The sequence below is a fragment of the Stutzerimonas sp. R40042 genome (genome assembly GCF_026642215.1).
Taxonomy (GTDB): domain Bacteria; phylum Pseudomonadota; class Gammaproteobacteria; order Pseudomonadales; family Pseudomonadaceae; genus Stutzerimonas; species Stutzerimonas frequens.
Genome location: NZ_CP113258.1, coordinates 426,831 through 450,237 on the forward strand (window position 1 = coordinate 426,831; position 23,407 = coordinate 450,237).

Below are 23,407 nucleotides of genomic sequence, written 5' to 3' on the forward strand. Positions count from 1 at the left end.
GCCACCGGCTGCGGGCGCGATAGCCTCGTTACCCGCAGCCCGAGGCGTGCCGCCGCTTTTTCATGAAGACTCCGCTCTGGTTCCCGCAAAGCTTCTTCGCCCGCACCCTGTGGATGGTGCTGATCGTGGTGCTGTTCTCCAAGGTCCTGACGCTGGTCTATCTGATGACCAACGAGGATGTACTGGTGGACCGTCAGTACAGCCACGGCGCGGCGTTGACCCTGCGTGCCTACTGGGCCGCCGACCTCGAGGACCGCGACCGCATCGGCCGTGCCGCCGGTCTGCAACTGGTGGCCGAGCAGAACGTGCCGCGCAGCGAATACCACTGGCCCTACACCGAGATCTTCCAGCGGCAGATGCGCGACGAGCTGGGCGACGATACCGAGGTGCGCGTGCGTATCCAGCCGTCCACGGCGATCTGGGTGCGCGCGCCTGCGTTGGGGCCGGACTGGGTGCAGGTGCCGCTGTATGCCTATCCGCTGCGTGGTCAGCGCATCTGGAGCGTGCTCGGCTGGTTCCTCGGTATCGGCCTGCTGTCCACCGGCGCGGCGTGGATCTTCGTCAGTCAGCTCAACCTGCCGCTCAAGCGGCTGGTCTTCGCCGCGCGGCAGATCGGCAAGGGCCGGCGCGTGCGCCTGCCGATCGGCGACACACCGAGCGAGATGACCGAGGTGTATCGCGCCTTCAACCAGATGGCCGAGGACGTCGAGCAGGCTGGCCGTGAGCGCGAACTGATGCTGGCCGGGGTTTCCCATGATCTGCGCACGCCATTGACGCGCCTGCGCCTGTCGCTGGAGCTGATGAGCAGCGATGACGAGCTGACTGACGACATGATTCGTGATGTCGAGGACATGAATGCGATCCTCGATCAGTTCCTCGCTTTCGTCCGCGACGGCAGCGACGAGCCGGTGGAGACCACCGACCTCGGCGAGCTGATCCGCGAAGTGGTGGCGCCCTACAACCAGCAGCAGGAAATCGTGCGTCTATGTGTTGAACCGATGCCGCCGTTCGCCTTGCGCCGGGTGTCGGTCAAGCGCCTCTTGGTCAACCTGATCGAAAATGCGCTGCGTTATGGCGGTGACGGGGTCGAGGTGGCGGCCTATGTCTCCGGCGACCAGCATGCGCCCTATGTGGTGCTCAGCGTGCTCGACCGCGGGCCGGGAATTGATCCGGCCGAGCTGGAAGGCCTGTTCAACCCCTTTATCCGCGGCGATCGCGCCCGTGGTGGGCAGGGCGCCGGGCTGGGCCTGGCCATCGTCAAGCGTATCGCCTCGCAGCACGGTGGCATCGTCGAGCTGCGTAATCGCGAGGGCGGTGGCCTGGAGGCACGCGTCAGCCTACCCTTGGGGCTGTTGTTGCCGCGCGACGCGGTGCAGGGCAAGCCGGCCGAGTAAACCGGCTCGCCGCGTGGACGGATCAGCCCTTGCCCTTGGTGCGAGTCAGGTGCGGGCCGCCGTTCTTTTCCAGGTACTGGATGATCAGCCCGGCGACGTCCTTGCCGGTGGTTTCCTCGATCCCGGCCAGGCCCGGCGAAGAGTTCACCTCCATCACCAGCGGACCGTGGTTAGAGCGCAGGATGTCGACGCCGGCGACGTTGAGGCCCATCACCTTGGCGGCGCGGATGGCGGTCATGCGCTCTTCCGGGGTGATCTTGATCAGGCTGGCGGAGCCGCCGCGGTGCAGGTTGGAGCGGAATTCTCCTGGCTTGGCCTGGCGCTTCATCGCGGCGATGACCTTGTCGCCGACCACGAAGCAGCGGATATCGGCGCCGCCGGCTTCCTTGATGTACTCCTGCACCATGATGTCCTGCTTGAGCCCCATGAAGGCCTCGATCACCGATTCGGCCGCCTTCTCGGTTTCGCAGAGCACCACGCCGATGCCCTGGGTGCCTTCCAGCACCTTGATCACCAGCGGGGCGCCATTGACCATCTGGATCAGATCGGGAATGTCGTCCGGCGAGTGGGCGAAGCCGGTCACCGGCAGGCCGACGCCGCGACGTGAGAGCAGCTGCAGGGCGCGCAGCTTGTCGCGCGAGCGGGCGATGGCCACCGACTCGTTGAGCGGGAACACCCCCTGCATCTCGAACTGGCGCAGCACGGCGCAGCCATAAAAGGTCACCGAGGCGCCGATGCGCGGGATCACCGCGTCGAAGCCCTCCAGCGGCTTGCCGCGGTAGTGGATCTGCGGCTTGTGGCTGGCGATGTTCATGTACGCGCGCAGCGTATCGATCACCACCACTTCATGGCCACGCTGCTCGCCGGCTTCGACCAGGCGACGGGTGGAATACAGACGCGGATTGCGCGACAGCACGGCGATTTTCATTGAGCACCGGAAGAAGTGAGGATCTGGGGTTTGTCCTGGATATAGGTTCGCGACGGATCGATCAGCCATTGACCGTCGACCAGTGCCTTGGAGCCGAGCAGCAGGCGGTAGCGCATGGTCTTGCGGCAGGTCAGGGTGAACTCCACCGGCCAGACATGGCTGCCCAGCGCGAGCAGGGTGCGCACCACGTAACGCGTCTGCACCTGGCCGTTGGAGCTCTTGATCAGCTTGCGCGTGACCAGTGGCGCCTCGCAGCGATGGCGCCGCTGCACCAGCGTGCCCAGGTGCGCGGTGAAGCGAACCCAGCGTTGCCCATCGCGTTCGAATTCGCTGATGTCGGTGGCGTGCAGCGCCGAGGTGCTGGCCCCGGTATCGACCTTGGCACGCAGGCCCACCACGCCGAGATCCGGCAGGGCGATCCATTCACGCAGTCCGATCACGGTGTGGGGGTCGAGTCTCTTCAATGGGCGTGTCCGAAGAATTTGCCGGCATTCTAGTTGGGGTGCATGACAACTGCATCCGTCTGTAACACCCTAGAACGATGTGTAGGAGTTAGAGCTGGACGATGGCTGAAAAAGACGACGACAAGGTGCGCCTGGACAAGTGGCTGTGGGCCGCGCGCTTCTTCAAGACCCGCGCGTTGGCCAAGGCGGCCATCGAAGGTGGCAAGGTGCACTGTCGCGGCGAGCGTTGCAAGCCGAGCAAGGAACCGAAGATCGGCGATGAGCTGGTGATTCGCGTTGGCTTCGACGCGCGTACGGTGGTTATCCGCGCGCTGTCGGCGGTGCGCCGCGGCGCACCCGAGGCGCAAACGCTCTATGAAGAGACGCCGCAGAGTCTGGCCGCTCGCGAGGAAGCGGCAGCCCAGCGCAAGGCAGGTGCCCTCGGCATGCAGACCGACGGCCGGCCGAGCAAGAAGCAGCGTCGGCAGATCCAGCTGCTGCGTGACTTCAAGCCGGATTAGCCGCGCAGCACGGCCAGCTGGCGCAGCAACGGCAGCCTGGCGGCCAGCTGCATGGGCGCACGAGCCAGCCACTGCAACAGTGCAGCGATATGCGCGCCCAGTGGTGTGAAGTAGCCCCAGCCGATGGCCAGCAAAGCGATCAGCAGCCCGCCGACGAAGTCATCGCTGAGCCAATGGGCGCCGGCTACCAACCGCGGCAGCATGAACAGCAAGGTGATGCCGAGCACCATTGCCAGGCGGCCGCCACGGGCGAACAGCGCCATGAACAGTCCCCAGATCAGCAGCACCGAGGCGTGATCTCCGGGGAAGCTGCGGCTGGAACGATCCTTGAGTTCGAATATTTGCTCGAGCAGCGGGAAGTGGTCGCTCAGATGATAGGCGCCAGCGATCTCGAGCGAGGGACTGGCGTGTTGCCAGCCGAAGTGTCCGGCCAGCTTGGTCACCAGCACGCGAATCACCAATAGCACCAGCAGCAGCGCGACGAAAGTGAACAGCGCCGGGCGCAGCTGGTGCTGCGCGAACAGCCAGTCGCGGCGGATCAGCAGAGTCAGCAGTAGGGCGCCGACGAGGATGTCGAACACGCGAATGCTGGCCAGTGCCCACAGCCAGTCCCACCAGGCCTGCTGGCCCAGCGAGCCGTTGAGTAGCTGGAAGGTCGCGTGGTCGATGGCATTCCAGAGCGGGCGGCTGGTGGGCCAGAGCCAGCTGAGCAGCAACAGGCCGGCGAGCAGGTGAGTGATGAACAAAGACAGCGGGCGCCAGCGCGCCTGGGGCGTGGTCACGGGCATGGGTCTTCCCTGGAGTTGCGATTGCGCGCGATGCTAGGGCCTGCCGTTACGCCTGTCCTGACTACCTGCGAGCCGTTCAGCCAGCGTTCAGCTTTCGGCTGTCCGGCACTCCGTCTGGCGCCCGCCCTTGGTAAGGGCCGGCTTTGCGCCTAAAATTGCCGCTCCCTCCGCCGTACCTGCGAGCTTTCCGGCTATGCCCGATCAAACCCAGCGTTTTCTCTTCGATGATTCCGATGTTCGCGGCGAGATCGCCACGCTCGAGGAAAGCTACCAGCACGTGCTCGCCAAGCACGCCTATCCAGAACCTGTGGCCCAGTTGCTCGGCGAGCTGCTGGCGGCGGCCGCGCTGCTGGTCGGCACGCTCAAGTTCGACGGGCTGCTGATCCTCCAGGCCCGCTCCAGCGGTGCCGTGCCGCTGTTGATGGTCGAGTGTTCCAGCGCGCGCGAAGTGCGTGGTATCGCCCGCTATCACGCCGAGCAGATTCAGCCAGGTGCAACGCTGGGCGAGCTGATGCCCGAAGGCATGCTGGCGATCACCATCGACCCGGCCAACGGCCAGCGTTATCAAGGCATCGTCGGGCTGGAGGGAGTCAACCTGGCAGCCTGCCTGACCGATTACTTCGCCGCTTCCGAGCAGCTGCCGACGCGTTTCTGGCTCAATGCTGACAGTCGTCGTGCCTGCGGTCTGCTGCTGCAGCAGCTGCCGGCCGATCGGCTCAAGGATCCAGAGGAGCGTGACGCCAGCTGGGAGCACCTGCGCACTCTGGCCGACACGCTGACCGCCGAGGAGCTACTGGGGCTGGACAGCGAGACGCTGCTGCATCGGCTTTACCACCAGGAGCAGCTGCGCCTGTTCGATGCGCTGCCGATCCGCTTCCGCTGCAGCTGCTCGCGCGAGCGCTCCGCCCGTGCTCTGGTCAGCCTGGGCGAGGAAGACGCCCTGCAACTGGTGGCTGAGCAGGGCGGAACGGTCAGCATCGATTGCCAGTTCTGCAACGAGAAATACACCTATGACGCCGCGGACGTGGCCCAGCTGTTCGCCGGCGGCGGCAGCGAGGCGCCGTCTGATACCCGCCACTGAATCGGCCTGACGCGCAACGCGTCTGCATCAAGGTTCCGCGGGGCTGCCCGGTGATGCCGGCGGCCTCGCGCCGACAGTGAACTATTTGGCCATCACGGCCTCATACCCAGCGCGGCGCATTATCTGGCATAATCGCGCGCACTTTTTTCGATGTAGTTCGCTGTTCGGCGGGCTACAACAGCATGGAGGAATCGGCCCAGGGCCGACGGGAACACTCATGACGCAAGCCACCAACGCCGTGTACACCGACATCAGCACCGCTCAACTGATTGAAGAAGCCGTCAAGCGCGGAGAGGGCGAACTGTCCGCCAATGGCTCTCTGGTGGTGAAGACCGGGCACCGCACGGGTCGTTCTCCGGCTGACCGCTTCATCGTCGAAGAGCCGAGCACCCAGCAGAAGATCGCCTGGGGCCCGATCAACCGCCCGTTCCCGGCCGGCAACTTCGAGGCGTTGTGGAACCGCGTCGAAGCCTACCTCGGCGAGCGTGACAGCTTCGTCTCCCATGTCCATGTCGGTGCCGATCCCGAGCACTACCTGCCGGTCAAGATGACCACCGAAACCGCCTGGCACAACCTGTTCGGCCGTTGCCTGTTCATCACTCCCGAGCAGTTCAACCAGGCCGGTCTGAGCGAATGGCGCATCCTCAACGCACCTTTCTTCCAGTGCGTACCCGAGCGTGACGGCACCAACTCCGACGGCTGCGTGATCATCAACTTCGCCGAGAAAAAGGTCCTGATCGCTGGCATGCAGTACGCCGGTGAGATGAAGAAGGCCATGTTCTCCGTGCAGAACTTCCTGCTGCCGGACGTCGACGTGCTGCCGATGCACTGCGCTGCCAACATTGGCGAAGACGGCGACACCACCCTGTTCTTCGGTCTGTCCGGCACCGGCAAGACCACCCTGTCGGCCGACGAGAGCCGTTACCTGATCGGTGACGACGAGCACGGCTGGGGCGTTGGTCGCGTGTTCAACATCGAGGGTGGCTGCTACGCCAAGTGCATCGACCTGTCCGAGAAGAACGAGCCGGTAATCTGGAAGGCCATCAAGTTCGGCGCTGTACTGGAGAACGTGGTCCTCGACGAACGTACCCGTCTGCCTGACTACGCCGACGCCAGCCTGACCCAGAACAGCCGCGCCGCCTACCCGCTGCAGCATGTCGAGAAGCGTTCCGAGAAGAATCTCGGTGGCGAGCCGAACGCGGTGATCTTCTTGACCTGCGACCTGACCGGCGTACTGCCGCCCGTGTCGATCCTGAACAACGAGCAGGCTGCCTACCACTTCCTGTCCGGCTACACCGCGCTGGTCGGTTCCACCGAAATGGGTTCGGGTAGCGGCATCAAGTCGACCTTCTCCACCTGCTTCGGTGCGCCGTTCTTCCCGCGTCCGGCCGGTGAATATGCCGAGCTGCTGATCAAGCGCATCAACGGCTTCGGCTCCAAGGTCTATCTGGTCAACACCGGCTGGACCGGCGGTGGCTACGGCGTTGGCAAGCGCTTCAACATCCCGACCACCCGTGCGGTGATCGCTGCGATCCAGAGCGGTGCACTGGTAGGTGCCGAGACCGAGCACCTGCCGATCATCAATCTGGACGTGCCGAAGGCCGTTGCCGGCGTCGATACCCAGCTGCTCAACCCGCGCAACACCTGGGCCGACAAGAGCGCCTACGACCAGGCCGCGAAGGAACTGGCTGGCAAGTTCATCGAGAACTTCAAGAAGTTCGACGTCTCCGACGCCATCCGCAACGCCGGCCCGCAGCTCTAAGCTGCCTGCCGCGTGATCGAAAGCCGCCTCCGGGCGGCTTTTTCGTTTGAGCCGGGTGGTGAGTTAGATCAAAGGCTTCGATGATTCTTATCGGTCAAGACACATGGATTCGATTGGTCGGCGCCCTTAGCATGGCGCGACTGTTCATTACGAGGAACCGTGCGCCATGAATACCGAAGAAGCCATCCGCACCCGTCGCGCCGTCAAGGCGTACGACCCGAGCTTTCAGCTGAGCCGTGAAGAAAAGGACGAGCTGCTGCAGCTGGCGCTGCTGGCGCCCTCTGCCTTCAATCTGCAGCATGTGCGCTTCGTCGAGGTCAGCGACCCAGCGCTGCGCGCGCAGATCCGCGAGGTGGGTTGGAATCAGGCACAGATGACCGACGCCTCGATGCTGGTGGTGATCTGCGCGCAAGTCGACAGCTGGGAAAGGAATGTTCGTCGCGTCTGGGACGGTGCACCGAGCGAGGTGCAGGATTACATGGCCGGTGCCATCGATGCCTACTACCGTGGCAAGCCGCAGGTCCAGCGTGACGAGGCCATGCGCAGCTGCGGTCTGATGGCGCAGACGCTAATGCTCGCCGCTCGCGCCAAGGGCCTGGATTCCTGCCCCATGGATGGCTTCGATTTCGAGGCGGTCGGCAAGCTGATCAACCTGCCGGACAACCATGTCATCGCGCTGATGGTCGCGGTGGGCAAGCGCGCCGCCGAGCCGAAGCCGCGCGTCGGCAAGTTGCCGTTCGATGAGGTGGTCATCCGCGATCGCTTCTGAGTCTTCTGGCGAAGGGCGCGCAATGCGTCCTTCCGCTGGGCCCGCTTTGCCCTCTTCAAAGCCTCATCCGGCCCGCCCAAGGCCATCGCTGGGCTGATGGCCACGCGCTCCGACGACCGGCCGCACATGTCAGCCGCTTTGCAGTACCGTCTCCCTCCTTTTGCTACCCTCCGGCCTCCAGTCAAGGGAGTGACTCAGCATGATCGAACAGACGCTCGAACAGACATTCGGCTACGACGGCTTTCGTCCCGGCCAGGAACGGGCCGTTCGCGCCGTGGTGGCCGGCCGCTCGGCGGCCGCGATCTTTCCCACGGGGTCGGGCAAGTCGCTGTGCTATCAGCTACCGGCGCTGCTGCTGCCACATCTCACCCTGGTGGTCTCGCCGTTGCTGGCGTTGATGCAGGATCAGCTGGCCTTTCTGCAGCGGCATGGCATCGCCGCCGGCAGCATCGACTCGGCCCAAAGCCGCGAGCAGGCCAGCGAAACCATGGCGCGGGCCAAGTCCGGCGAACTGAAGATCCTGATGATCTCGGTGGAGCGATTGAAGAACGAGCGTTTCCGGAATTTCATCAGCCAGGTGCCGATCTCGCTGCTGGTGGTTGACGAGGCGCACTGCATCTCCGAATGGGGGCACAACTTCCGCCCGGATTACCTCAAGCTTCCCGACTACCAGCGCCAGTTCAACATTCCCCAGGTACTGCTGCTGACTGCCACGGCGACGCCGCCGGTGATCGCCGACATGCAGGCCAAGTTCTCGATCGCCACGGACGACGTGGTGACCACCGGCTTCTACCGGCCCAATCTCAATCTGCTGGTGGAGCCGGTCAGCGGCTTGCACAAGCAGCGCCGGCTGGTGGAATGGCTGTCGGACAGGGCCGGGCAGCCGACCATCGTGTACGTCACCCAGCAGAAGACCGCCGAGCAGGTTGCCGAGCACCTAGCGCAGCGCGGTTTTCCTGCCAGCGCTTATCACGCCGGCATGGCTCACGAGATGCGTGAGTCGATCCAGCGCCGCTTCATGGCCGGCGAGCTGAACTGCATCGTCGCCACCATCGCGTTCGGCATGGGCATCGACAAGGCCGATATCCGCAACGTGGTGCACTACGACCTGCCCAAGTCGGTGGAGAACTACAGCCAGGAGATCGGCCGGGCCGGGCGCGACGGGAAGCCGTCCGATTGCCTGGTGCTGGCCAATCGCGACAGCCTCAGCGTGTTGCAGAACTTCGTCTACGGCGATACGCCGGAACGCGAGGGCATCCGCTGCGTGCTCGACGAGCTGCTGCAGGCCGGCGCCGGCGGGCAATGGGAGTTGATGCTCAACCAGCTGTCGGAGCAGAGCAACATCCGCCAGCTGCCGCTGAAAACCCTGCTGGTGCAGCTGGAGCTACGCGGCATCATCGCCCCGCGTTTTGCCTACTTCGCCGAATACCGCTTCAAGTATCTGCTCGAGCCCGAGGTGCTGGTGGCGAAGTTCGAAGGCGAGCGGCGACAGTTCGTCGAGGCCATCGTGCATACCTCGGCGCGGGCGCGGACCTGGTGCACGCTGGATTTCGACGCGCTTTATGGGCAGCACGGCGCCGACCGCGCCCGGGTGGTCAAAGCGCTGGAATATTTCCAGGAGAAGGGCTGGATCGAGCTGGAGAGCAAGCAGATGACCGAGGTCTACGCGCTGCTCGACGCGTGCTTCGATGCCGAGGCATTGAGCGGCGAGCTGCACGCCTATTTCAAGCAGCACGAAGCCAGCGAGATCACTCGCATCGACAACATGCTGGCGCTGTTTGAGTCGCGCGAATGCCTGAGCCAGCGGCTGGCGGCCTATTTCGGTGATCGCCAGGCGCCGCAGCGCTGCGGGCATTGCTCGGTCTGCCGCGGTCAGGTGGCGCGCCTGCCGGAACCGCCGGCACTGGCGCCACTGGAGCAGATCGACCTGTCCGCGCGCTGCGCAGAGTTCAGTCAGCGCTACCGGCAGCTCAAGGGCGGTGCGCCCAGTGCCGAGTGCCTGACGCGCTTTCTCTGCGGCGTCAGCGTGCCGCTGTTCACCAAGCTCAAGGCGCGCCAGCTCCCCGGTTTCGCCTCGCTGGAGGCCTACCCCTACGCCGAGGTCCGCGCGCGCTTGGAAGGTTAGCGCGCGGTCAGGCCGATCAGCCGGTCGGCGACGCCCTTGGTCTGGCGTGACGTGCCGGCGGTGAGGTTGCTTGAGTTTTCTAGCGCATCGAGCAGCCCGGTGAGCGAGCCGACACCGGCCGACTGGGTCTCGATATGCTGCGCCACCGCGCGAATCTCGCTGGCCAGGCGATCGATGTCGGTGCCGATCTCCTCCGCATTCTTGCCGGTGATTTCGGCCAGCTTGCGCACCTCGTCGGCCACCACCGCGAAACCTCGCCCCATATCGCCGGCGCGCGCCGCCTCGATCGCCGCATTGAGCGCCAGTAGGTTGGTCTGCCCGGCGATCTGCTGGATGGTCTGCACCACCGACTGGATGCGCTGGCTGGACTGTGCCAGGTCGCGGGCGCTGCTGACCACCTCGTCGGCCTGGTGAACCATCTGCTTGACCGAGCTGCCGGCCTGTTCGATGACGGTACCCTGCTGGTTGATGTTCAGGGTCAGGTCGTCCATTGACCCGTGCAGTTCAGTGGCGCACTGACTCAGCTGTTCGGACATCGAGCGGCGTTCCTCGTCGGCCTGCGAGAGCACCTGACCGAGGTCGGCGAGGCCGCGGAACACCGGCCGGATATGCTCGTCCAGACCGTTGATGTCCACCGCGCTACTGTAGTCCTGGCGCTTGAACTGCTCGATCTGCTTGACCACCACCTGGCTCAGGCCGGTGAGTTTCTTGATCTGCCGGCGCAGGAAGAACGCCTTGAATTCACCGTGGTAGGCGATGAAGTTGTCGGTGTACTCATCGTGGAACTCGTCCTTGCCGTTGGTGCGGAAGAAGAACACCGCCGTCAGTGTCTGGTTGAGATTGAGGCCGAGGATCTCGCCGAAGGTCGAATAACCGGCCACCGGCACGTCATCGAACACCGGGTCCATGCTGCCGAGCGCTCGTTCGTTGTTCAGCCGGCGCAGGATGCAGTCGTTGAGGATGCCCACGATCGGCTTGCCGGGCTTGTTGCGCATGAACTGCTGATAATCGCGGCGCGTGGTTTCGGCCAGCGGGGTGCGCTTGACCATGATCAGCTCTTCGCCCGGCGCCACGTCGCAGAACAGATGCACGCGCTCGTTGGCGAAGTCGATCTGCGAGATCGAGCGGACAAACACCTCCTCGCCGACGCGGATGGCGAAGGAATAATCGGCGAGTCGCTGCTCCAACTCCTGCGGCGCGCATTTGAGTGCTTCACAGAGCGCCTGGACCATGCTGCGAATGTTGCCACGAGCGTCGACCACCTGGCTGATGTAGCGATCCTCCAGGGAGGCGCTGAGCACGCTCAGGCTGAGCGGCGTCGGCTCGAAGTTCTGGCTCTTGAACACGCCGAAGCGTACGTCTCGCGCGCACTTGAGGAAGACGATCAGCGCATGGTTCTGGTAGCTGCGCTGGCCGTCGTGGAGTTGTGTGCGCTGGAAATCCAGCTTGCCGCCCGCCGAGCCACCGACGAACAGGCAGGGGAAGCGCCCGGACTCGTACAGGGCCTCCATGAAGAACGACTCCGAAGCGGACAGACCGTCGAAGAAGATGTTGGCCAGGGTGTCGCGGTAGTCGATCTTCATCGTCACCTGCAAACGCTTGATCGAGGCAGTCAGGCGGGCGATACGTTCGGCCATCGGCAGGCGCTGGCCGCCGCTGCGGATGTCTTCGCTGGCCAGCGGCACATGCACCACCTCGGCCGCTGCAATGACGCTCGCATCGAACAGTTGCAGGACGACGCCATCCCACTGGCCGCTCGTGGCGCAATAGAGTTGGCGGTTCTGGCTGGAAAGCTCGCCAGCGGTGCTGCACAGGCTCATCGCCGCATGCGGGAATCGCTGGCGCAGTTGCCGGGCCACCGTGTCGATGTCCACATGAGGCGACACGAATCCCGCTACATAGGTCGGCTCGAAGCGAAGTCCGGCCAGCGCTTCGGCTAACTGCCGGGCACTAACGTGCAGGCTGCAGACACCAGAGGAAGAGCCGGCACCGGCCTTGAAGCGGGAGAACAGGGACATGGTCGTTACTCTCATGTTGGGGCTGCTGGCATCGGGCAGCTTGGAAATGCGCCGTGATGCTGAACTTCTAAGCTTGGATATCGACAGCCAGAGTCAGCGCTTGAGCACCGTTCGGCGTCTCGCCTGATGCCGTGAACGTAGCGACTGCCACCAGCGCTGACCATGCCTCGATAGTTGTTGTACGAAAGTACTGATATATCGCTCAGCTTCTTCGTCGAAAGGCCATCTCGTTATGTCTGAGAGTGCAGATGTTGTTGTCCTTTATTACCAACGATCAAACGGCATGGGCTGCTGTCGCAGGTGATTCTGCCGGTCGTTGCATGCACGGATGCCTATTTGGTTATAAGCGGCTCAATAACTAAGAGAATTAAAGTTATTCGATTTGTGGCCGACTTCCTGAAATAACGAGGTTGGTTCTATCTAATAGGTTTCAGCGGATCTGGTTATAATTGCCCTTTTCTTTATTGGGTGAGTTAGTGATAGCTGTTATTTATATTTAAAGTGTTTATTTAAATATCTCTTGTAACTTATTGATTTTTTATCTTCAGGTTTGCCGAATATGAACGACAAGCGCATCCTGCGGTGCCTTGCCTTGTGCGCCGCTCTCTTCCTGTTGCCCATCGCTTCCCAGGCCAGCAGCCGAACCGTGCAGTTGCAGGCATCCGATCCGCATACCGCACGCTCGCTGCTGCTCAATGCCGAACTGTATCGCCCCGAAGGCAGCGGTCCCTTCCCGGCCATCGTGTTGATGCATGGCTGCGGCGGTTGGCAGCCAGCCGTGCGCGATGGGTTGCGCACGCATGCCGAATTTCTGCGCGACAGTGGCTTCGTCGTGCTCAACCTGGACAGCTTCGGCCCGCGTCAGTACGGCGGAGGCAAACTCTGTTCGAACAACCCGGCCCTGTATCGGGCACTGTCCTATCGCACCAGCGATGCCTTCGATGCGATGCGCTATCTGGCCGGTCAGGACTTCGTCGCGGCGGACAATATTTTTCTTATGGGGCAGAGCAATGGCGGCGCCGTGGCGATCCGTGCTGCCAAGGAATCCGCCCCGCAGCGTTATGGCAACGGCGAGGCCGCTTTCCGCGGCGTCGTGGCCTATTACCCCTGGTGCGGTGAGCTGGGGCGTTCACGAGTATCGCTGAGTGCGCCCCTGCTGATCCTCGCGGGCGGGCGCGACAACTGGGTGCCGGCGAGCGAATGCCAGGGCGTGCGTGGCGAGGGGGCACCGCTGGAGGTGAAGGTCTACCCCGATGCGGCGCATTCGTTCGACCTGCGCCTGCCACCGCAGAGCTTCCAAGGCAAGCTGATCGGGGGTGACCCGGCCGCGACCCTGGACAGCCGGGACCGGATGCTGCGGTTTCTGCTTGGCAACCTGACGCAGGAGCAGCAGCTGGCACGTGCTGCGCGCAATGGGCGAAACGTGGCACTGGCCAACTGAGGCGCTGGCGGGAGCTCAGCGATCGAACGGCAGGCCCGGCTCGAACGAGATCAGCGTGTAGGTGATCCGGCCATGAGGAAAATCCGCCTGCAGGAATACCGGCCCGCAGAGACGGTCCAGGCGGCATGACAGCCGGGTTGGCAGCCAGGGCAGCGAACCGCTCGGCTCGCTGACAACGGCCAGGCCATGCCCTTCATTGTCCGGTGCCGCGGTGCAATGGCAGCGGACCCGCACGAAGGGCTTGGAGCGATAGGGCGCGAGAAACCGTGGCAGCCCACTGCGCATGCGCGACGCCAGCAGCGGGGCGAGGTCGTCCCACTTCATTCCTGGCGCCGCTGCATAGGGTATCGATGGTGCCGCCAGCGCCAGCAGCCAGAGCAAGGCCGTGCAATCTTGCTGCACCTCGCTGATGCGCCAGGCGTCGGGAGCCAGTTGCACGGTCATCTGCCCCCCACGCTCGCCACGCAGCAGGTGCTGGCCGGCGGCGTCGAGAGTCACGTTGATCCGCTCGGTGTCGCCCTGACGCCCGAGGATTCCCTTTGGCAGCTGTCCTTCCGTTTCGATGCTCCAGACTGCGATGCCCGGGGCTGCGCTGGCCAGCAGTGCCTGCACGTTGGGGTTGGCCGGTGCCGGCGAGAGCAGCGTGCCTTGTGAGGGCATCGCGGTCGCATGCCAGTGCTGGAATGGCTGCGTGATGTCCGGCGCCGTGAGGAAGTTGGCCAGCCGAAAGGCGATCGTCGGTGCGCTCGGATAGGCTTCTGCCTGGCATTGCAGGTGCACGTGAGGTGTCGGTGAGCGTCCGGAGTTGCCGATGCGCGCGATGAATGCGCCGACCTCCACCCGTGCGCCGGGGCTGACCAGGATCGAGCCCTGTTGCAGATGCGCCAGTAGCGCCCAGCCGCCTTGGTCGAGGCGGATCATTACGTAGTTTCCCCAGTTATCTGCATAGTTGCAGATGCCTGCAGGGTTGTCGCTGACCCCGTCGTGGATACGCTCGACATAGCCCGATCCCGGAGCCATGACCATACCGTCGAAGGGCCCAGGTTCGGTGGAAGCGGCAGGCTGGAAATCCAGGGCATGGCGCCAGGGGCCGACATGGCTGAGCAGGCCGTCTTCACCCTGCGCGATGCGTGACTTGCCGCACAGCGGCACGATCAGGAACGGGCCGCTGCCGCTGCGCCGTGACCAGTAGTCCAACCGCTGCCATGCGGCTTCTGGCGACAGCTCCATGGTTCGGTTGCGGCGCACGAGAAAGTTTTCGGTCATACCCAGCGCGCTTAGCGCGACCCAGATCGTCAGCGCCGAGGCGAGCGGCAGATAACCGATCGCGGTATAGGGCGAAAGATGCTGAAAGCCCGCGGCCAGCAGCGCTGCCGAGGCGCCACCTAGTGCTGCCAGGGGCAGGCTGATGCGGCTGGGAACCAGAAAGATCGCGCCGAGGGCTGCACCCGCCAGAAACGAGTTGTAGGCCGTCGGCATCCAATAGAAGACAACGCCCAGCTGGTTCAGCTGGACGGCAGTGACGATTCCGGCGATCCAGCCCAGCGTACCGGCGAAGAAGGCAAGCCGGGACCAGAGCAGAACGGCCAGCGCGATGATCATGCCGATCCCCAGAGTGGGGGAGAACAGCAGGGCGCCGAGGGTGCGGAAGTAGGTCACCAGCCACTGCTGGAGCGTCTCCGGCACCGGCCACCATTGCATCGACGCCATGGCCGAAAGCGTCCAGTGCGGAAAGATCGCGAACAGGAACACGGAGACCATGCAGTAGCTGACCACCAGCGGCGGCAGCCCGGCTCGCAAAAGCGGACGCAAGGTGGCTGTCGCCAGGATCGTGGTGGCGCTGACGGTGCAGGCCACCACGAGAATCTGGGCCTCGACGGCGAGGCCTGAATACTCCGTCAGCCATGCCGCGGCGATTGCCGCGAGCAGGGCGTTGGCTTTGAGATTGCCCTCGGCCGGGGAATGGTCGCGAATCTGGAACAGCCGCAGGATGCCCTCGGCCAGCACGGTGCCGAACAGGGCGAAGGCGGCGAAGCGCAGATTCTCGAACAGGCCCAGCCAAAGCAGTGCACCGATCCAGGGATGCGGAATCAGAAAGGCGCCGCCGAGTGCCGGTCCGAGGATCGAGACGAGCGGCGTCGAGAAGCGGTGGACAGCATGCGCAGAGCCATCGCTGGTGGCCGCTCCGAGGTTCGGCGCGTCCATCAGCGTTCAACCAGGCTGGCCGGTAGCCGTTCGAGCCGCTGTACCTCTTCCAGGGTTTCCGCGGCGCGGATCAGTTCGGGTACACCGCTTTCGGTGATCAGCACGACGGCCGGTCGATAGGCGATGAACTGCATCGACTGACTGAGGTTGTAAGCGCCCACCGGGTGCACGCTGAGCACATCACCCACCTCCAGTGGCGGCAGGTCGATATGGTCGCGAATCACATCGATCGCCATGCACAGCGAGCCATAGATGCGCGAGGGCATGGGCGGTTCGTTGACCAGGCGCGAGGGCCGCACCTCGAAGCGGTACCAGGCGCTTGTGTAGAGCAGGTTGATCCCGGCATCGACGATGTAGTTGACCTTGCTGTCCTCGCCAGCGATCAGTTGTTCCTTGTAATCACGGGCGGACAGGCCTTCGTTTTCCGCACGTTGGCGATGGATGCCCTTCACCGCCACCACGCTGGTCAGCAGGTAGCCAGCCTCGTCGACCAGATGACGTCCGGTTTCCAGTCGCAGGAGCGGCCGCTTCTTTTCCGGCAGACGGTTGAGCACCTCGGTGATGGCGTCGGCATAGGCTTCGATCGGTGGCACGATCTGCTCGGCCGGGCCGGTCATGCCATGCAGCAGGCTGTTGGACGGAAAGCCACCGCCCAGGTCGAGGCAGTTGAGCAGGTGGCCGTGCTTGCGCTGGATGGTGTCGCGCAACGCCAGCAGCTTCTGCGTCGCGGTGCGGTAGGCCGAGGGCTCCAGAATGTAGGTGCCGATGTGCGTGTGCAGCGTATGCAGACGCAACCTGGGGTTCTTCACGATGCGCTCGGCGGCGCGCTCCGCTTCTCCATTGGCCAGGGCGAAACCGAACTTGGACCAGACCGGCCGAATGCCCGCGTCGAGCCACACGCGTATGCCCACGTCGAGCGGCTTGCTGCGGTCGCGGGTCAGCTCCTCGATCAGGCTCAGCTCGTCCCAGTTGTCGATGTGCAGTAATGCTCCTTCGTCGATGGCGCGGCGGAGGATGGCGCGCGGTTTGTACGGCCCGTTGAAGACGATGTCCGGCCCGGCAAAGCCCAGGTAGCGGGCCTTCTCGTACTCGAAATCCGAAACCACTTCGGCGATCCAGCCTTCCTGGTGCAGGATCTGGCAGACGGCCTGCAGGTGGTTGGTCTTCAGCGACCAGGCGAAGCTGGTTTTCGGGTAACGACGGCGAAATGCCTCACGGGCATGGCGCGCCTTGGTGCGTAGCGCATGCTCGGAGAAGACGAACAGCGGCGAACCGAAGTCGGCCACCAGCGCCGGGATCGGATTGCCGTCGATCTCGAACAGTGTCGGCGCGTGAACGCCGCGGGCGAAGCTGTTGCGCTCGGCCGCCGCATATGGGCTGTTGCTGCCCAGCTCGTTGCTGATGAGCGGTTGGCTGTAGTCCTGAGTCACGTCGAATCACCTCGAGGTTATCGTGCACTCGTCTGCGATGCAGACGCGCTGGCCGCTGATGGTCATTTGCGCCACCTCGGCGATATCGGTTACCAGATCGATGCTGTGGCGGATGAACATCTGCCCCGCGGTGCAGTTTTGCAGTGGGGTGACGTCCAGCCCGATGAGCTGCTCGAGCAGGCGCGCGGGCATGTTGCAGCCCAGCTGGGAGGGAAAATCCACCCAGGCGGGGAAGCGCGGGTTCATTTCGAACAGGGCATGGCGCTTGCCCGGCACCTTGATGAACTCGAGTTCGAAGGGTCCCGGCCAGCGCAGCGCGCCGATCACGCGGGCGACCAGTTCGTCGAGCTCGGGGTCGGCTACCACCACGCCGGCGAAACCCTTGCCGGCCGAAGTGCGCAGCATCTTGCGGATCGAGCAGGCCGCCAGCAGGCCGCCTTCTCCGTCGCCCAAACCGAGGATGTCGTACTCCTCACCGACCACCAGTTCCTGCACCAGCACTGGTGTGCCCCAGACGCTGGCGATGCTGTTGAAGGCTTCGTACAGCTCCTTCGGCGTCGTCGCCAGATGGGCCTCGTAGAAGCGACCCTTGACGTAGACCGGATAGCCCAGCTGCAAGGCCAGTGCAGCCAGGGTGTCCGGGTCGTTGGCCATCAGGGTTCGCGGCGTCGGTACATCGAGCCGTGCGCAGAAAGTATCCAGGTTGGCCTTGGCGCGCTCGTCCAGCGTCTGCTGGCTCGGCAGCAGGCAGCCGATGCCGCGCGCCTTGAGTTCCGGTTGCAGCTGGATGTAGTTGTCCAGCTCCGAATCCAGGCAGGGGATCAGGAAATCGATCGGTTCGGTTTGCAGTATCTCGTCCAGCCTGTCCAGGGTCGCCTTGGCGCCCGCTCCGGGAAAGGGCATCAGGTAGGCGACGTCCGGTCGGCCCCCGTCATGGCAGTACAGGCCGCTTTCCAGCGGGTCGTAGGACAGACCGACGATACGCAGCTTGGGGAAACGACGGCGCAGGCTGGCGGCTACCGCTGCGCCGGGCTGTGGATTATTACCGCGATGCAGGCCAGTGATGGCGACATTGATCATGGCGCGCCCCTCGCTGGGTCGAACAGGCGGCCAAGCGGCTCCAGCGCCGTCAGGCTGTTGAGGAAGAGCTGAACGTCCCGGCTGGCTGTTGCGCTGTCCAGCTCATAGCGTGCCTGAAGTCTCGCTGGCAGGTCCGCGACGGGCGTGCCGGCGGCGAGGGATTTCAGCATGAAACAGGCACTGGGATTAATCCTATAGAACATGCCGGAGACGGAATCGAAAACGAACTCGTCGCCGTAGAACTGCAGGCGTCGATCAAGCGAACCGGGGTCCTTGCTGCTTGGAAAAGACGGCTTCGGCATGGCACTTCAAACCCCCGTGTGTACTGCGAAACTGCGGGTTAGGCGCCTTTCACGGTAGTAGCCTTTTGCCTTCCCTTATTGATCATAGTCATGTCCGGATGCAGTCCGGATTTTTTTTCATCGGCGATTGATTGGGGTCAAAAGGCCATCACTTGAAGCGGACGAGCTAATGCACAAGGACTAATCTCAAAGTGAATGAGCTGGGTGAATCTGCCGTGTTCCGCTGCTGCGTCTTTTGACGGCCGCAGGTGCAGGTACGCAGGCAGGGCATTCCCGTCGAGCCCGTGACGACAGCGTCGAGCCTCTGCACGAGCCCGGATCAGCGAAGACAGGTTTGTGTCGAGACCGGAGGAGGTCGGCGATGTACCAGAAGAAGATGCTTTTCACGCTATCGGCCATGGCTGCTGCACTGCTTCTTGCGGGCTGTGCGGACAAGCTGGTGATTGCCTCGCACGCGCGGCTGACGACCCTGGACCCGGTCACCAGCACTGCCTACGTGACGCGCAGCCACGGCTACATGGTCTATGACACGCTGTTCGCGCTGGATGAAGAGCTGCGCCAGCGCCCGCAAATGGTCGAGAAATGGACGTCCTCCAGCGACCTGAAGACCTGGCATTTTCAGCTGCGCGAAGGGTTGCAATGGCACGACGGCCAGCCGGTGACGGCCGAGGACTGCGTTGCCTCGCTGCAGCGCTGGGGCAAGCGCGACGGTGCCGGGCAGCAGTTGTTCCAGAACATCAGCAGCATCAGCGTCGATGACGCGCAGCGCTTCACCATCGTGCTGAGGGAGGCGGACGTGAGCATCATCCGCACCCTGGCGAAGGTTTCGGTGAACGTGCCGTTCATGATGCCCAAGCGTCTGGCGCAGGCCGATGCGTTCAGCCCGATTACCGAGGCAGTCGGCTCCGGTCCGTTCATCTACAAGCCTGAGCGCACCACCGCCGACAAGGTGGTCTATGTGCGCAACCCGAACTACAAGCCGCGCCACGATGTGCAGTCACAGGCGGCCGGGGCGAAGATCCCGGGCGTGGAGGTGGTCGAATGGCGCTATTACCCGTCGCAGCAGGAGGCTGTGCAGAAGCTCATCGACGGCAAGGTCGATTATGTCGAATCGCCTTCCACGCAACTGATTTCGCTGATGGAGGGCAACGCCGATATCACCGTCGCCTCCACCGATCCGCTGGGTAATGTCGCCATGGCGCGCTTCAACCATCAGCAGGCGCCATTCAACAATCCGGGTGTGCGCCGTGCCGTGCTGATGGCCATGCAGCAGGATGCCTACATGTCCGCTGCGCTGGGCGATGCCCGCTACTGGCGCAACTGTTACTCGGTTTTCCCCTGTGGCACGCCGCTGGCCAACGAGGCCGGTAGCGAGATCATGAAACGGGGCGACCTGCAGGCCGCCAGGCAGGCACTCAAGGACGCCGGTTACGACGGCACGCCGGTGGTTGTGCTGAATCCGACCGATACCCCGGTCATGGCGGCCTTCACCCAGGTGACCGTGGAGTTGCTCAAGGAATTGGGCATGACCGTGCAGGTACGCGACATGGACTGGGCGACCCTTCTCGAGCAGCGTGAGCGGCGCGATTCGGTGGCCGATGGCGGCTGGAGCATCTTCCACACCTGGTGGAACGCCGTCGACCTCAGCGATACCTCGTCCATTGCGTTCTCCGGCGACCCGCAGAGCGGTTGGTATGGCTGGGCGGAAGATGCCGAACTGGAGCAGTTGCGTGCCGCGGCGGCGAGGGCGGACGGGGCGCAGAAGGTGGCGCTTGCCGAGCGCATCCAACAGCGCCTGTGGGATATCGGGGCCTTCGGCGTGCTGGGGCAGTTCTTCGAACCGGTCGCGTTCCGCAGCGACCTGCAGGGAATCACCGCGCCGATGCAGTTCTACTGGGGCGTGTCACGCAGCGAGGAGTGACGTTCCGGCTCCTGCCCTTGAAGGCCCGCCCTCGGCGGGCCTTCTGCATTTTGCGGCGTCACTGATTCGGGTAGGGGCGCGCCCAGTCGGCCAGTTCGAAGAACAGATCGCCAAGGGTGCGATAGGTGCCGCTGGAAGGACTCCAGCGATCGACGAGATGGTAACGACCCTGGTCGTTGCCCTCGATGACCCATTGTCCGCCATGTATGCCGTAGAGATTGCCCGAGGTCGGCAGACGCCAGAAGTCGGCGGCCGCCAAGGCTGCCTGCAGCCTGTTCCAGTCGGCTTCGGCCAGGCGCCTGTGCGAATAGGCGGCAAGCTTGCCTGGGTCGGACCTGCCCCAACCGGACAGCTGAAAGGCATGCAGCATGACCGCGCCACCGCTGCGGGTGATGCGGATCGTCACCGGATGGGCCAGGCCGTTCAGCCAGAGCAGGCGGTAGCTTTGTAGATCGGGCGAATGACCGCAGGACAGCGAGGGTTCCCCCAGGCGCGCCAGGGGCTCGGCATACCAGCGTCTGCGCTCTTCGTCGGACGCCGGGTAGTGTCGCGGGAAGCTGCCGGGGGGAAAGTAATAGTCCGCCCCGGTGCAGGCTGGCGGCGCGGCGGCCGCCTGGCCGTGCGCGGCTACGAGCAACAGGGCCAGTGTCAGCCCGTACCGCTTGGCCTGTTTCAAAGAGGCGCTGAGCTCAGCCATGTTCGTCGTCCGCTAGAGCCGTGGATACCAGACACTATGGCTCATTGACAGCAACGCTCACTGATCAGGCTCAAGCAGCGGTTGTGGCAGCTGCCGATTGTCCGAAACAGCCGCGCTCGGCCGCAATCGGAACCTGTCGTCCGTCGTGCCCGCCTGCGGTTGCCGCAGCCGGAGCCATACTTGCCCTCCTTGCCATGTGTAGAAGCCAATCGCTCTGCAGGAGGAAAGCCCATGTATCGCCGTCGTCAGCTGTTGCGAGCGTCCACGATCTGTATGGCGGCCGCTGGCCTCGGCGCGTGGCTGCCGCGGCTGGGCCTCGCGGCGCAGCAGGTGCAGCGCCGCGCGATCCCGTCAACCGGCGAGATGCTGCCCGTGATCGGCCTCGGCACCTCGATCACGCACAATGTCAGCCTTGACGATCCGCGCATGGATCGCCTGCTCGAGGTGCTGCGGGTGCTGGTCGAGGGTGGTGGCTCGCTGATCGACACCGCGCCGAGCTATGGCAATGCCGAGCGCGTCGTCGGTGAGCTGGTCGAGCGCCTGGGCCAGCGCGGCCAGGTGTTTCTCGCCAGTAAGGTGTCTTCGACCGGCCGCGAGCGCGGCCTGGCGCAGATCGAGGCGAGCTTCGAGGCCCTGCAGACCGAGGTCATCGACCTGATCCAGGTGCACAACCTGCAGGACACCCGCACCCAGCTCGGCCTGCTGCGTGAACTCAAGCAGGAGGGGCGGGTGCGCTACATCGGCGTAACGCACTATCTGGAATCGGCCCACGATCGCCTGCTGGACACCCTGAAGCAGGAGCAGGTGGACTTCGTCCAATTCAATTATTCGGTGGGCGAGCGCAACGCCGAGAAGCAGCTGCTGCCGTATTGCGCCGACAACGGCATCGCCACGCTGATCAACCGGCCGTTTACCCGTGGCAACCTGCTGTCCAGGGTCAAGGGCAAGCCGCTGCCGGCCTGGGCGGAGGAGATCGATGCCAGCTCCTGGGCGCAGCTGCTGCTCAAGTTCATCCTCGCCGAGCCGGCGGTGACCGCGGTCATACCGGCGACTTCTAACCCGCGCTACATGGCCGACAACCTGCTTGCCGGCCAGGGCCGTCTGCCCGATGCGCGACAGCGGCAGATGATCGTCGACGCCTTCCGCTGAGCCGGGCCAAATGCCCGTCGCTCCGGCTGCGCGCCTCGCCGCGCTGATCAATGCCCGCCCCGGCGAACTCCGCGCGGCGCTGGCCGGCTTCGGCCTGTTCTTTTGCCTGTTCGCCGGCTATTTCATGCTGCGCCCGATCCGCGAGTCGATGGGCATTCAGGGCGGCGTCGAGAACCTGCAGTGGCTGTTTACCGCGACCTTCATCGCCATGCTGGTGGCGGTGCCGCTGTTCGCCTGGCTCAACTCGCGGGTGGCGCGCGTCCATTACATCGACTGGGTGTACGGCTTCTTCTGCGTCAATCTGCTCGTGTTCGCCGGGTTGTTCTTCCTGCTCGAAGACAGCATCTGGCTGGCGCGGGTGTTCTACGTGTGGATCTCGGTCTACAACCTGTTCGTGGTCTCGGTGGCCTGGAGCCTGATGGCCGATGTGTTCGATGCGCCTCAGGCGCGCCGGCTGTTCGCCTTCATCGCCGCGGGTGCCAGCGTGGGCGGGCTGGTCGGCCCGGCGCTCAGTGCATTGCTGGTGGGCGTGTTAGGACAGTTTGGTTTGATGCTGTTGGCAGCGCTGCTGCTGGCCACCGCGGTGGCCATCAAGCATTACCTGATGGCTTGGCGTGAACTGCTTGGTGCCGGCCGCCCCGGCGCCGAACACGCCGAAAGTCCACGGCGACCGGTAGCGGGCAATCCATTCAGTGGCCTGACGCGGGTACTGGGGTCGCGTTATCTGCTGGGCGTCGCGGTGTTCGTGCTGCTGCTGACCACGGCCAGCACTTTTCTTTACTTCGAGCAGGCACGGTTGGTCGCCGAGCTGTTCCCTGATCGTGCCGAGCAGGTACGGGTGTTCGGTGCCATTGATCTCGTGGTGCAGGCGGGTGCCTTGCTGTCGCAGCTTTTCATCACAGGGCGCATCGCGCAGCGGCTCGGCGTGCGGATTCTGCTGGCAGCGGTGCCGGCGCTGGTCTGCCTCGGGTTCATCGGCCTCGCGCTGGCGCCGACCTTTGCCGTGCTGGCCGCTGTGATGATCGTCCGCCGCGTCGGCGAATACGCCTTTGTCCGCCCGGGCCGCGAGATGCTCTTCGCGCCGCTGGATGCCGAGAGCAAGTACAAGGCGAAGAACTTCATCGATACCGTGGTCTATCGTGGCGGCGATGCCCTGAGCGGCTGGGCCAAGAGCCTGCTCGACAGCCTCGGTCAGGGCGCCTGGCTGGTGGGGCTGATGGGCGCCATGTGTGCGGCTGTCTGGGGTGTGCTGGGTTGGCTGCTCGGTGGTCGGGCTGACCGTGCGGATCAGGGCAAGGAAGCGACTAGATCGTCGTTGTGATGGCACAATGCCGTCTTTCTAATCCGGACAAG

At 64.2% G+C, this 23,407-nt stretch carries 19 protein-coding genes; 10 read left to right on the forward strand and 9 right to left on the reverse strand.

Going from position 1 to position 23,407, the window contains the following annotated elements; genetic code table 11:
* Positions 1-62 precede the first annotated feature (62 nt).
* Positions 63-1,394, forward strand: a complete 1,332-nt coding sequence (locus tag OUY36_RS01830) for an ATP-binding protein (protein ID WP_110778378.1) — start codon at positions 63-65, stop codon at positions 1,392-1,394.
* A 22-nt stretch (positions 1,395-1,416) separates the two neighbouring features.
* Here OUY36_RS01830 and rimK read toward each other — a convergent pair whose 3' ends face one another.
* Complete coding sequence (rimK, locus tag OUY36_RS01835; protein ID WP_014821965.1) at positions 1,417-2,322, reverse strand: 30S ribosomal protein S6--L-glutamate ligase; 906 nt, start codon at positions 2,320-2,322, stop codon at positions 1,417-1,419.
* Positions 2,319-2,786, reverse strand: a complete 468-nt coding sequence (gene rimB, locus OUY36_RS01840; RefSeq protein WP_014821964.1) for a retropepsin-like aspartic endopeptidase RimB — start codon at positions 2,784-2,786, stop codon at positions 2,319-2,321. Before rimB ends, rimK begins: the two co-directional genes overlap by 4 nt.
* 101 nt (positions 2,787-2,887) lie before the next feature.
* Here rimB and OUY36_RS01845 point away from each other — a divergent pair, with 101 nt between their 5' ends.
* A complete protein-coding gene (locus OUY36_RS01845; RefSeq protein ID WP_110778377.1) occupies positions 2,888-3,286 on the forward strand; it encodes an RNA-binding S4 domain-containing protein in 399 nt (132 codons plus the stop codon).
* On the opposite strand, the gene OUY36_RS01850 is transcribed toward OUY36_RS01845, so the two are convergent.
* Positions 3,283-4,074 (reverse strand): phosphatase PAP2 family protein, encoded by a 792-nt coding sequence (locus OUY36_RS01850; protein ID WP_267936486.1) that lies wholly within the window; start codon positions 4,072-4,074, stop codon positions 3,283-3,285. The genes OUY36_RS01845 and OUY36_RS01850 overlap by 4 nt on opposite strands.
* A gap of 193 nt (positions 4,075-4,267) precedes the next feature.
* Here OUY36_RS01850 and hslO point away from each other — a divergent pair, with 193 nt between their 5' ends.
* From hslO to OUY36_RS01870, 4 genes are all read left to right on the forward strand, one after another.
* Complete coding sequence (hslO, locus tag OUY36_RS01855) at positions 4,268-5,155, forward strand: Hsp33 family molecular chaperone HslO (protein WP_017244738.1); 888 nt, start codon at positions 4,268-4,270, stop codon at positions 5,153-5,155.
* 217 nt (positions 5,156-5,372) lie between these two features.
* Positions 5,373-6,917 carry a phosphoenolpyruvate carboxykinase gene (locus tag OUY36_RS01860; RefSeq protein ID WP_063541566.1) on the forward strand — a complete coding sequence of 515 codons (1,545 nt, stop codon included), beginning with the start codon at positions 5,373-5,375 and terminating at the stop codon, positions 6,915-6,917.
* Positions 6,918-7,083: 166 nt separating this feature from the next.
* Positions 7,084-7,686 (forward strand): nitroreductase family protein, encoded by a 603-nt coding sequence (locus tag OUY36_RS01865; RefSeq protein WP_267936489.1) that lies wholly within the window; start codon positions 7,084-7,086, stop codon positions 7,684-7,686.
* A 199-nt stretch (positions 7,687-7,885) separates the two neighbouring features.
* Entirely contained in the window at positions 7,886-9,811 is a 1,926-nt protein-coding gene (locus OUY36_RS01870) for a RecQ family ATP-dependent DNA helicase (RefSeq protein ID WP_267936491.1), read from the forward strand.
* On the opposite strand, the gene OUY36_RS01875 is transcribed toward OUY36_RS01870, so the two are convergent.
* On the reverse strand, positions 9,808-11,829 hold the full coding sequence (locus tag OUY36_RS01875; protein ID WP_156245400.1) for a methyl-accepting chemotaxis protein: 2,022 nt from the start codon (positions 11,827-11,829) through the stop codon (positions 9,808-9,810). The two genes, OUY36_RS01870 and OUY36_RS01875, sit on opposite strands and share 4 nt — an antisense overlap.
* A gap of 559 nt (positions 11,830-12,388) precedes the next feature.
* Here OUY36_RS01875 and OUY36_RS01880 point away from each other — a divergent pair.
* Positions 12,389-13,270, forward strand: coding sequence for a dienelactone hydrolase family protein (locus tag OUY36_RS01880; RefSeq protein ID WP_063541574.1), 882 nt, complete (start codon positions 12,389-12,391; stop codon positions 13,268-13,270).
* Positions 13,271-13,285: 15 nt separating this feature from the next.
* Here the strand turns inward: OUY36_RS01880 and OUY36_RS01885 are convergent, their stop codons facing one another.
* Genes OUY36_RS01885 through OUY36_RS01900 form a run of 4 tightly spaced genes read right to left on the reverse strand, consistent with a single transcriptional unit; the run spans position 13,286 to position 18,287 of the window.
* Entirely contained in the window at positions 13,286-15,475 is a 2,190-nt protein-coding gene (locus OUY36_RS01885) for an urea transporter (RefSeq protein WP_267936494.1), read from the reverse strand.
* Positions 15,475-16,905 carry a hypothetical protein gene (locus OUY36_RS01890; protein WP_267936496.1) on the reverse strand — a complete coding sequence of 477 codons (1,431 nt, stop codon included), beginning with the start codon at positions 16,903-16,905 and terminating at the stop codon, positions 15,475-15,477. The genes OUY36_RS01885 and OUY36_RS01890 overlap by 1 nt, the downstream gene beginning before the upstream one ends.
* A gap of 6 nt (positions 16,906-16,911) precedes the next feature.
* Positions 16,912-17,985: a carbamoyl-phosphate-synthetase gene (locus OUY36_RS01895; RefSeq protein ID WP_125868638.1), complete on the reverse strand. Its 1,074-nt coding sequence runs from the start codon at positions 17,983-17,985 to the stop codon at positions 16,912-16,914.
* Positions 17,982-18,287, reverse strand: coding sequence for a PqqD family protein (locus tag OUY36_RS01900; RefSeq protein WP_125868639.1), 306 nt, complete (start codon positions 18,285-18,287; stop codon positions 17,982-17,984). The genes OUY36_RS01895 and OUY36_RS01900 overlap by 4 nt, the downstream gene beginning before the upstream one ends.
* Before the next feature lie 361 nt (positions 18,288-18,648).
* On the opposite strand from OUY36_RS01900, the gene OUY36_RS01905 reads away from it, so the two are divergent.
* Complete coding sequence (locus OUY36_RS01905; protein WP_267936500.1) at positions 18,649-20,208, forward strand: ABC transporter substrate-binding protein; 1,560 nt, start codon at positions 18,649-18,651, stop codon at positions 20,206-20,208.
* Between the two features lie 58 nt (positions 20,209-20,266).
* Here OUY36_RS01905 and OUY36_RS01910 read toward each other — a convergent pair whose 3' ends face one another.
* Positions 20,267-20,905, reverse strand: coding sequence for a hypothetical protein (locus OUY36_RS01910; RefSeq protein WP_267936502.1), 639 nt, complete (start codon positions 20,903-20,905; stop codon positions 20,267-20,269).
* Positions 20,906-21,136: 231 nt separating this feature from the next.
* Between OUY36_RS01910 and OUY36_RS01915 the strand changes: the two genes are divergently transcribed.
* Together OUY36_RS01915 and OUY36_RS01920 are read left to right on the forward strand one after the other, a co-directional pair.
* The gene (locus OUY36_RS01915) at positions 21,137-22,054 is read left to right on the forward strand and encodes an aldo/keto reductase (RefSeq protein ID WP_267936504.1); all 918 of its coding nucleotides are present in this window, start codon (positions 21,137-21,139) and stop codon (positions 22,052-22,054) included.
* Positions 22,055-22,064: 10 nt separating this feature from the next.
* Positions 22,065-23,375 carry an NTP/NDP exchange transporter gene (locus OUY36_RS01920; protein WP_267936506.1) on the forward strand — a complete coding sequence of 437 codons (1,311 nt, stop codon included), beginning with the start codon at positions 22,065-22,067 and terminating at the stop codon, positions 23,373-23,375.
* The last annotated feature ends 32 nt before the right edge of the window (positions 23,376-23,407 follow it).

What these genes read in the sequence shown, in the direction of transcription:
- OUY36_RS01895 (WP_125868638.1), bottom strand. Translation starts at nt 17,985, where the DNA reads ATGATCAATGTCGCCATCACTGGCCTGCATCGCGGTAATAATCCACAG.
- OUY36_RS01845 (WP_110778377.1), top strand. Translation starts at nt 2,888, where the DNA reads ATGGCTGAAAAAGACGACGACAAGGTGCGCCTGGACAAGTGGCTGTGG.
- rimK (WP_014821965.1), bottom strand. Translation starts at nt 2,322, where the DNA reads ATGAAAATCGCCGTGCTGTCGCGCAATCCGCGTCTGTATTCCACCCGT.
- OUY36_RS01900 (WP_125868639.1), bottom strand. Translation starts at nt 18,287, where the DNA reads ATGCCGAAGCCGTCTTTTCCAAGCAGCAAGGACCCCGGTTCGCTTGAT.
- OUY36_RS01880 (WP_063541574.1), top strand. Translation starts at nt 12,389, where the DNA reads ATGAACGACAAGCGCATCCTGCGGTGCCTTGCCTTGTGCGCCGCTCTC.
- OUY36_RS01860 (WP_063541566.1), top strand. Translation starts at nt 5,373, where the DNA reads ATGACGCAAGCCACCAACGCCGTGTACACCGACATCAGCACCGCTCAA.
- OUY36_RS01830 (WP_110778378.1), top strand. Translation starts at nt 63, where the DNA reads ATGAAGACTCCGCTCTGGTTCCCGCAAAGCTTCTTCGCCCGCACCCTG.
- OUY36_RS01850 (WP_267936486.1), bottom strand. Translation starts at nt 4,074, where the DNA reads ATGCCCGTGACCACGCCCCAGGCGCGCTGGCGCCCGCTGTCTTTGTTC.
- OUY36_RS01915 (WP_267936504.1), top strand. Translation starts at nt 21,137, where the DNA reads ATGTATCGCCGTCGTCAGCTGTTGCGAGCGTCCACGATCTGTATGGCG.
- hslO (WP_017244738.1), top strand. Translation starts at nt 4,268, where the DNA reads ATGCCCGATCAAACCCAGCGTTTTCTCTTCGATGATTCCGATGTTCGC.
- OUY36_RS01875 (WP_156245400.1), bottom strand. Translation starts at nt 11,829, where the DNA reads ATGTCCCTGTTCTCCCGCTTCAAGGCCGGTGCCGGCTCTTCCTCTGGT.
- OUY36_RS01905 (WP_267936500.1), top strand. Translation starts at nt 18,649, where the DNA reads ATGTACCAGAAGAAGATGCTTTTCACGCTATCGGCCATGGCTGCTGCA.
- OUY36_RS01910 (WP_267936502.1), bottom strand. Translation starts at nt 20,905, where the DNA reads ATGGCTGAGCTCAGCGCCTCTTTGAAACAGGCCAAGCGGTACGGGCTG.
- OUY36_RS01885 (WP_267936494.1), bottom strand. Translation starts at nt 15,475, where the DNA reads ATGGACGCGCCGAACCTCGGAGCGGCCACCAGCGATGGCTCTGCGCAT.
- OUY36_RS01865 (WP_267936489.1), top strand. Translation starts at nt 7,084, where the DNA reads ATGAATACCGAAGAAGCCATCCGCACCCGTCGCGCCGTCAAGGCGTAC.
- OUY36_RS01870 (WP_267936491.1), top strand. Translation starts at nt 7,886, where the DNA reads ATGATCGAACAGACGCTCGAACAGACATTCGGCTACGACGGCTTTCGT.
- OUY36_RS01920 (WP_267936506.1), top strand. Translation starts at nt 22,065, where the DNA reads ATGCCCGTCGCTCCGGCTGCGCGCCTCGCCGCGCTGATCAATGCCCGC.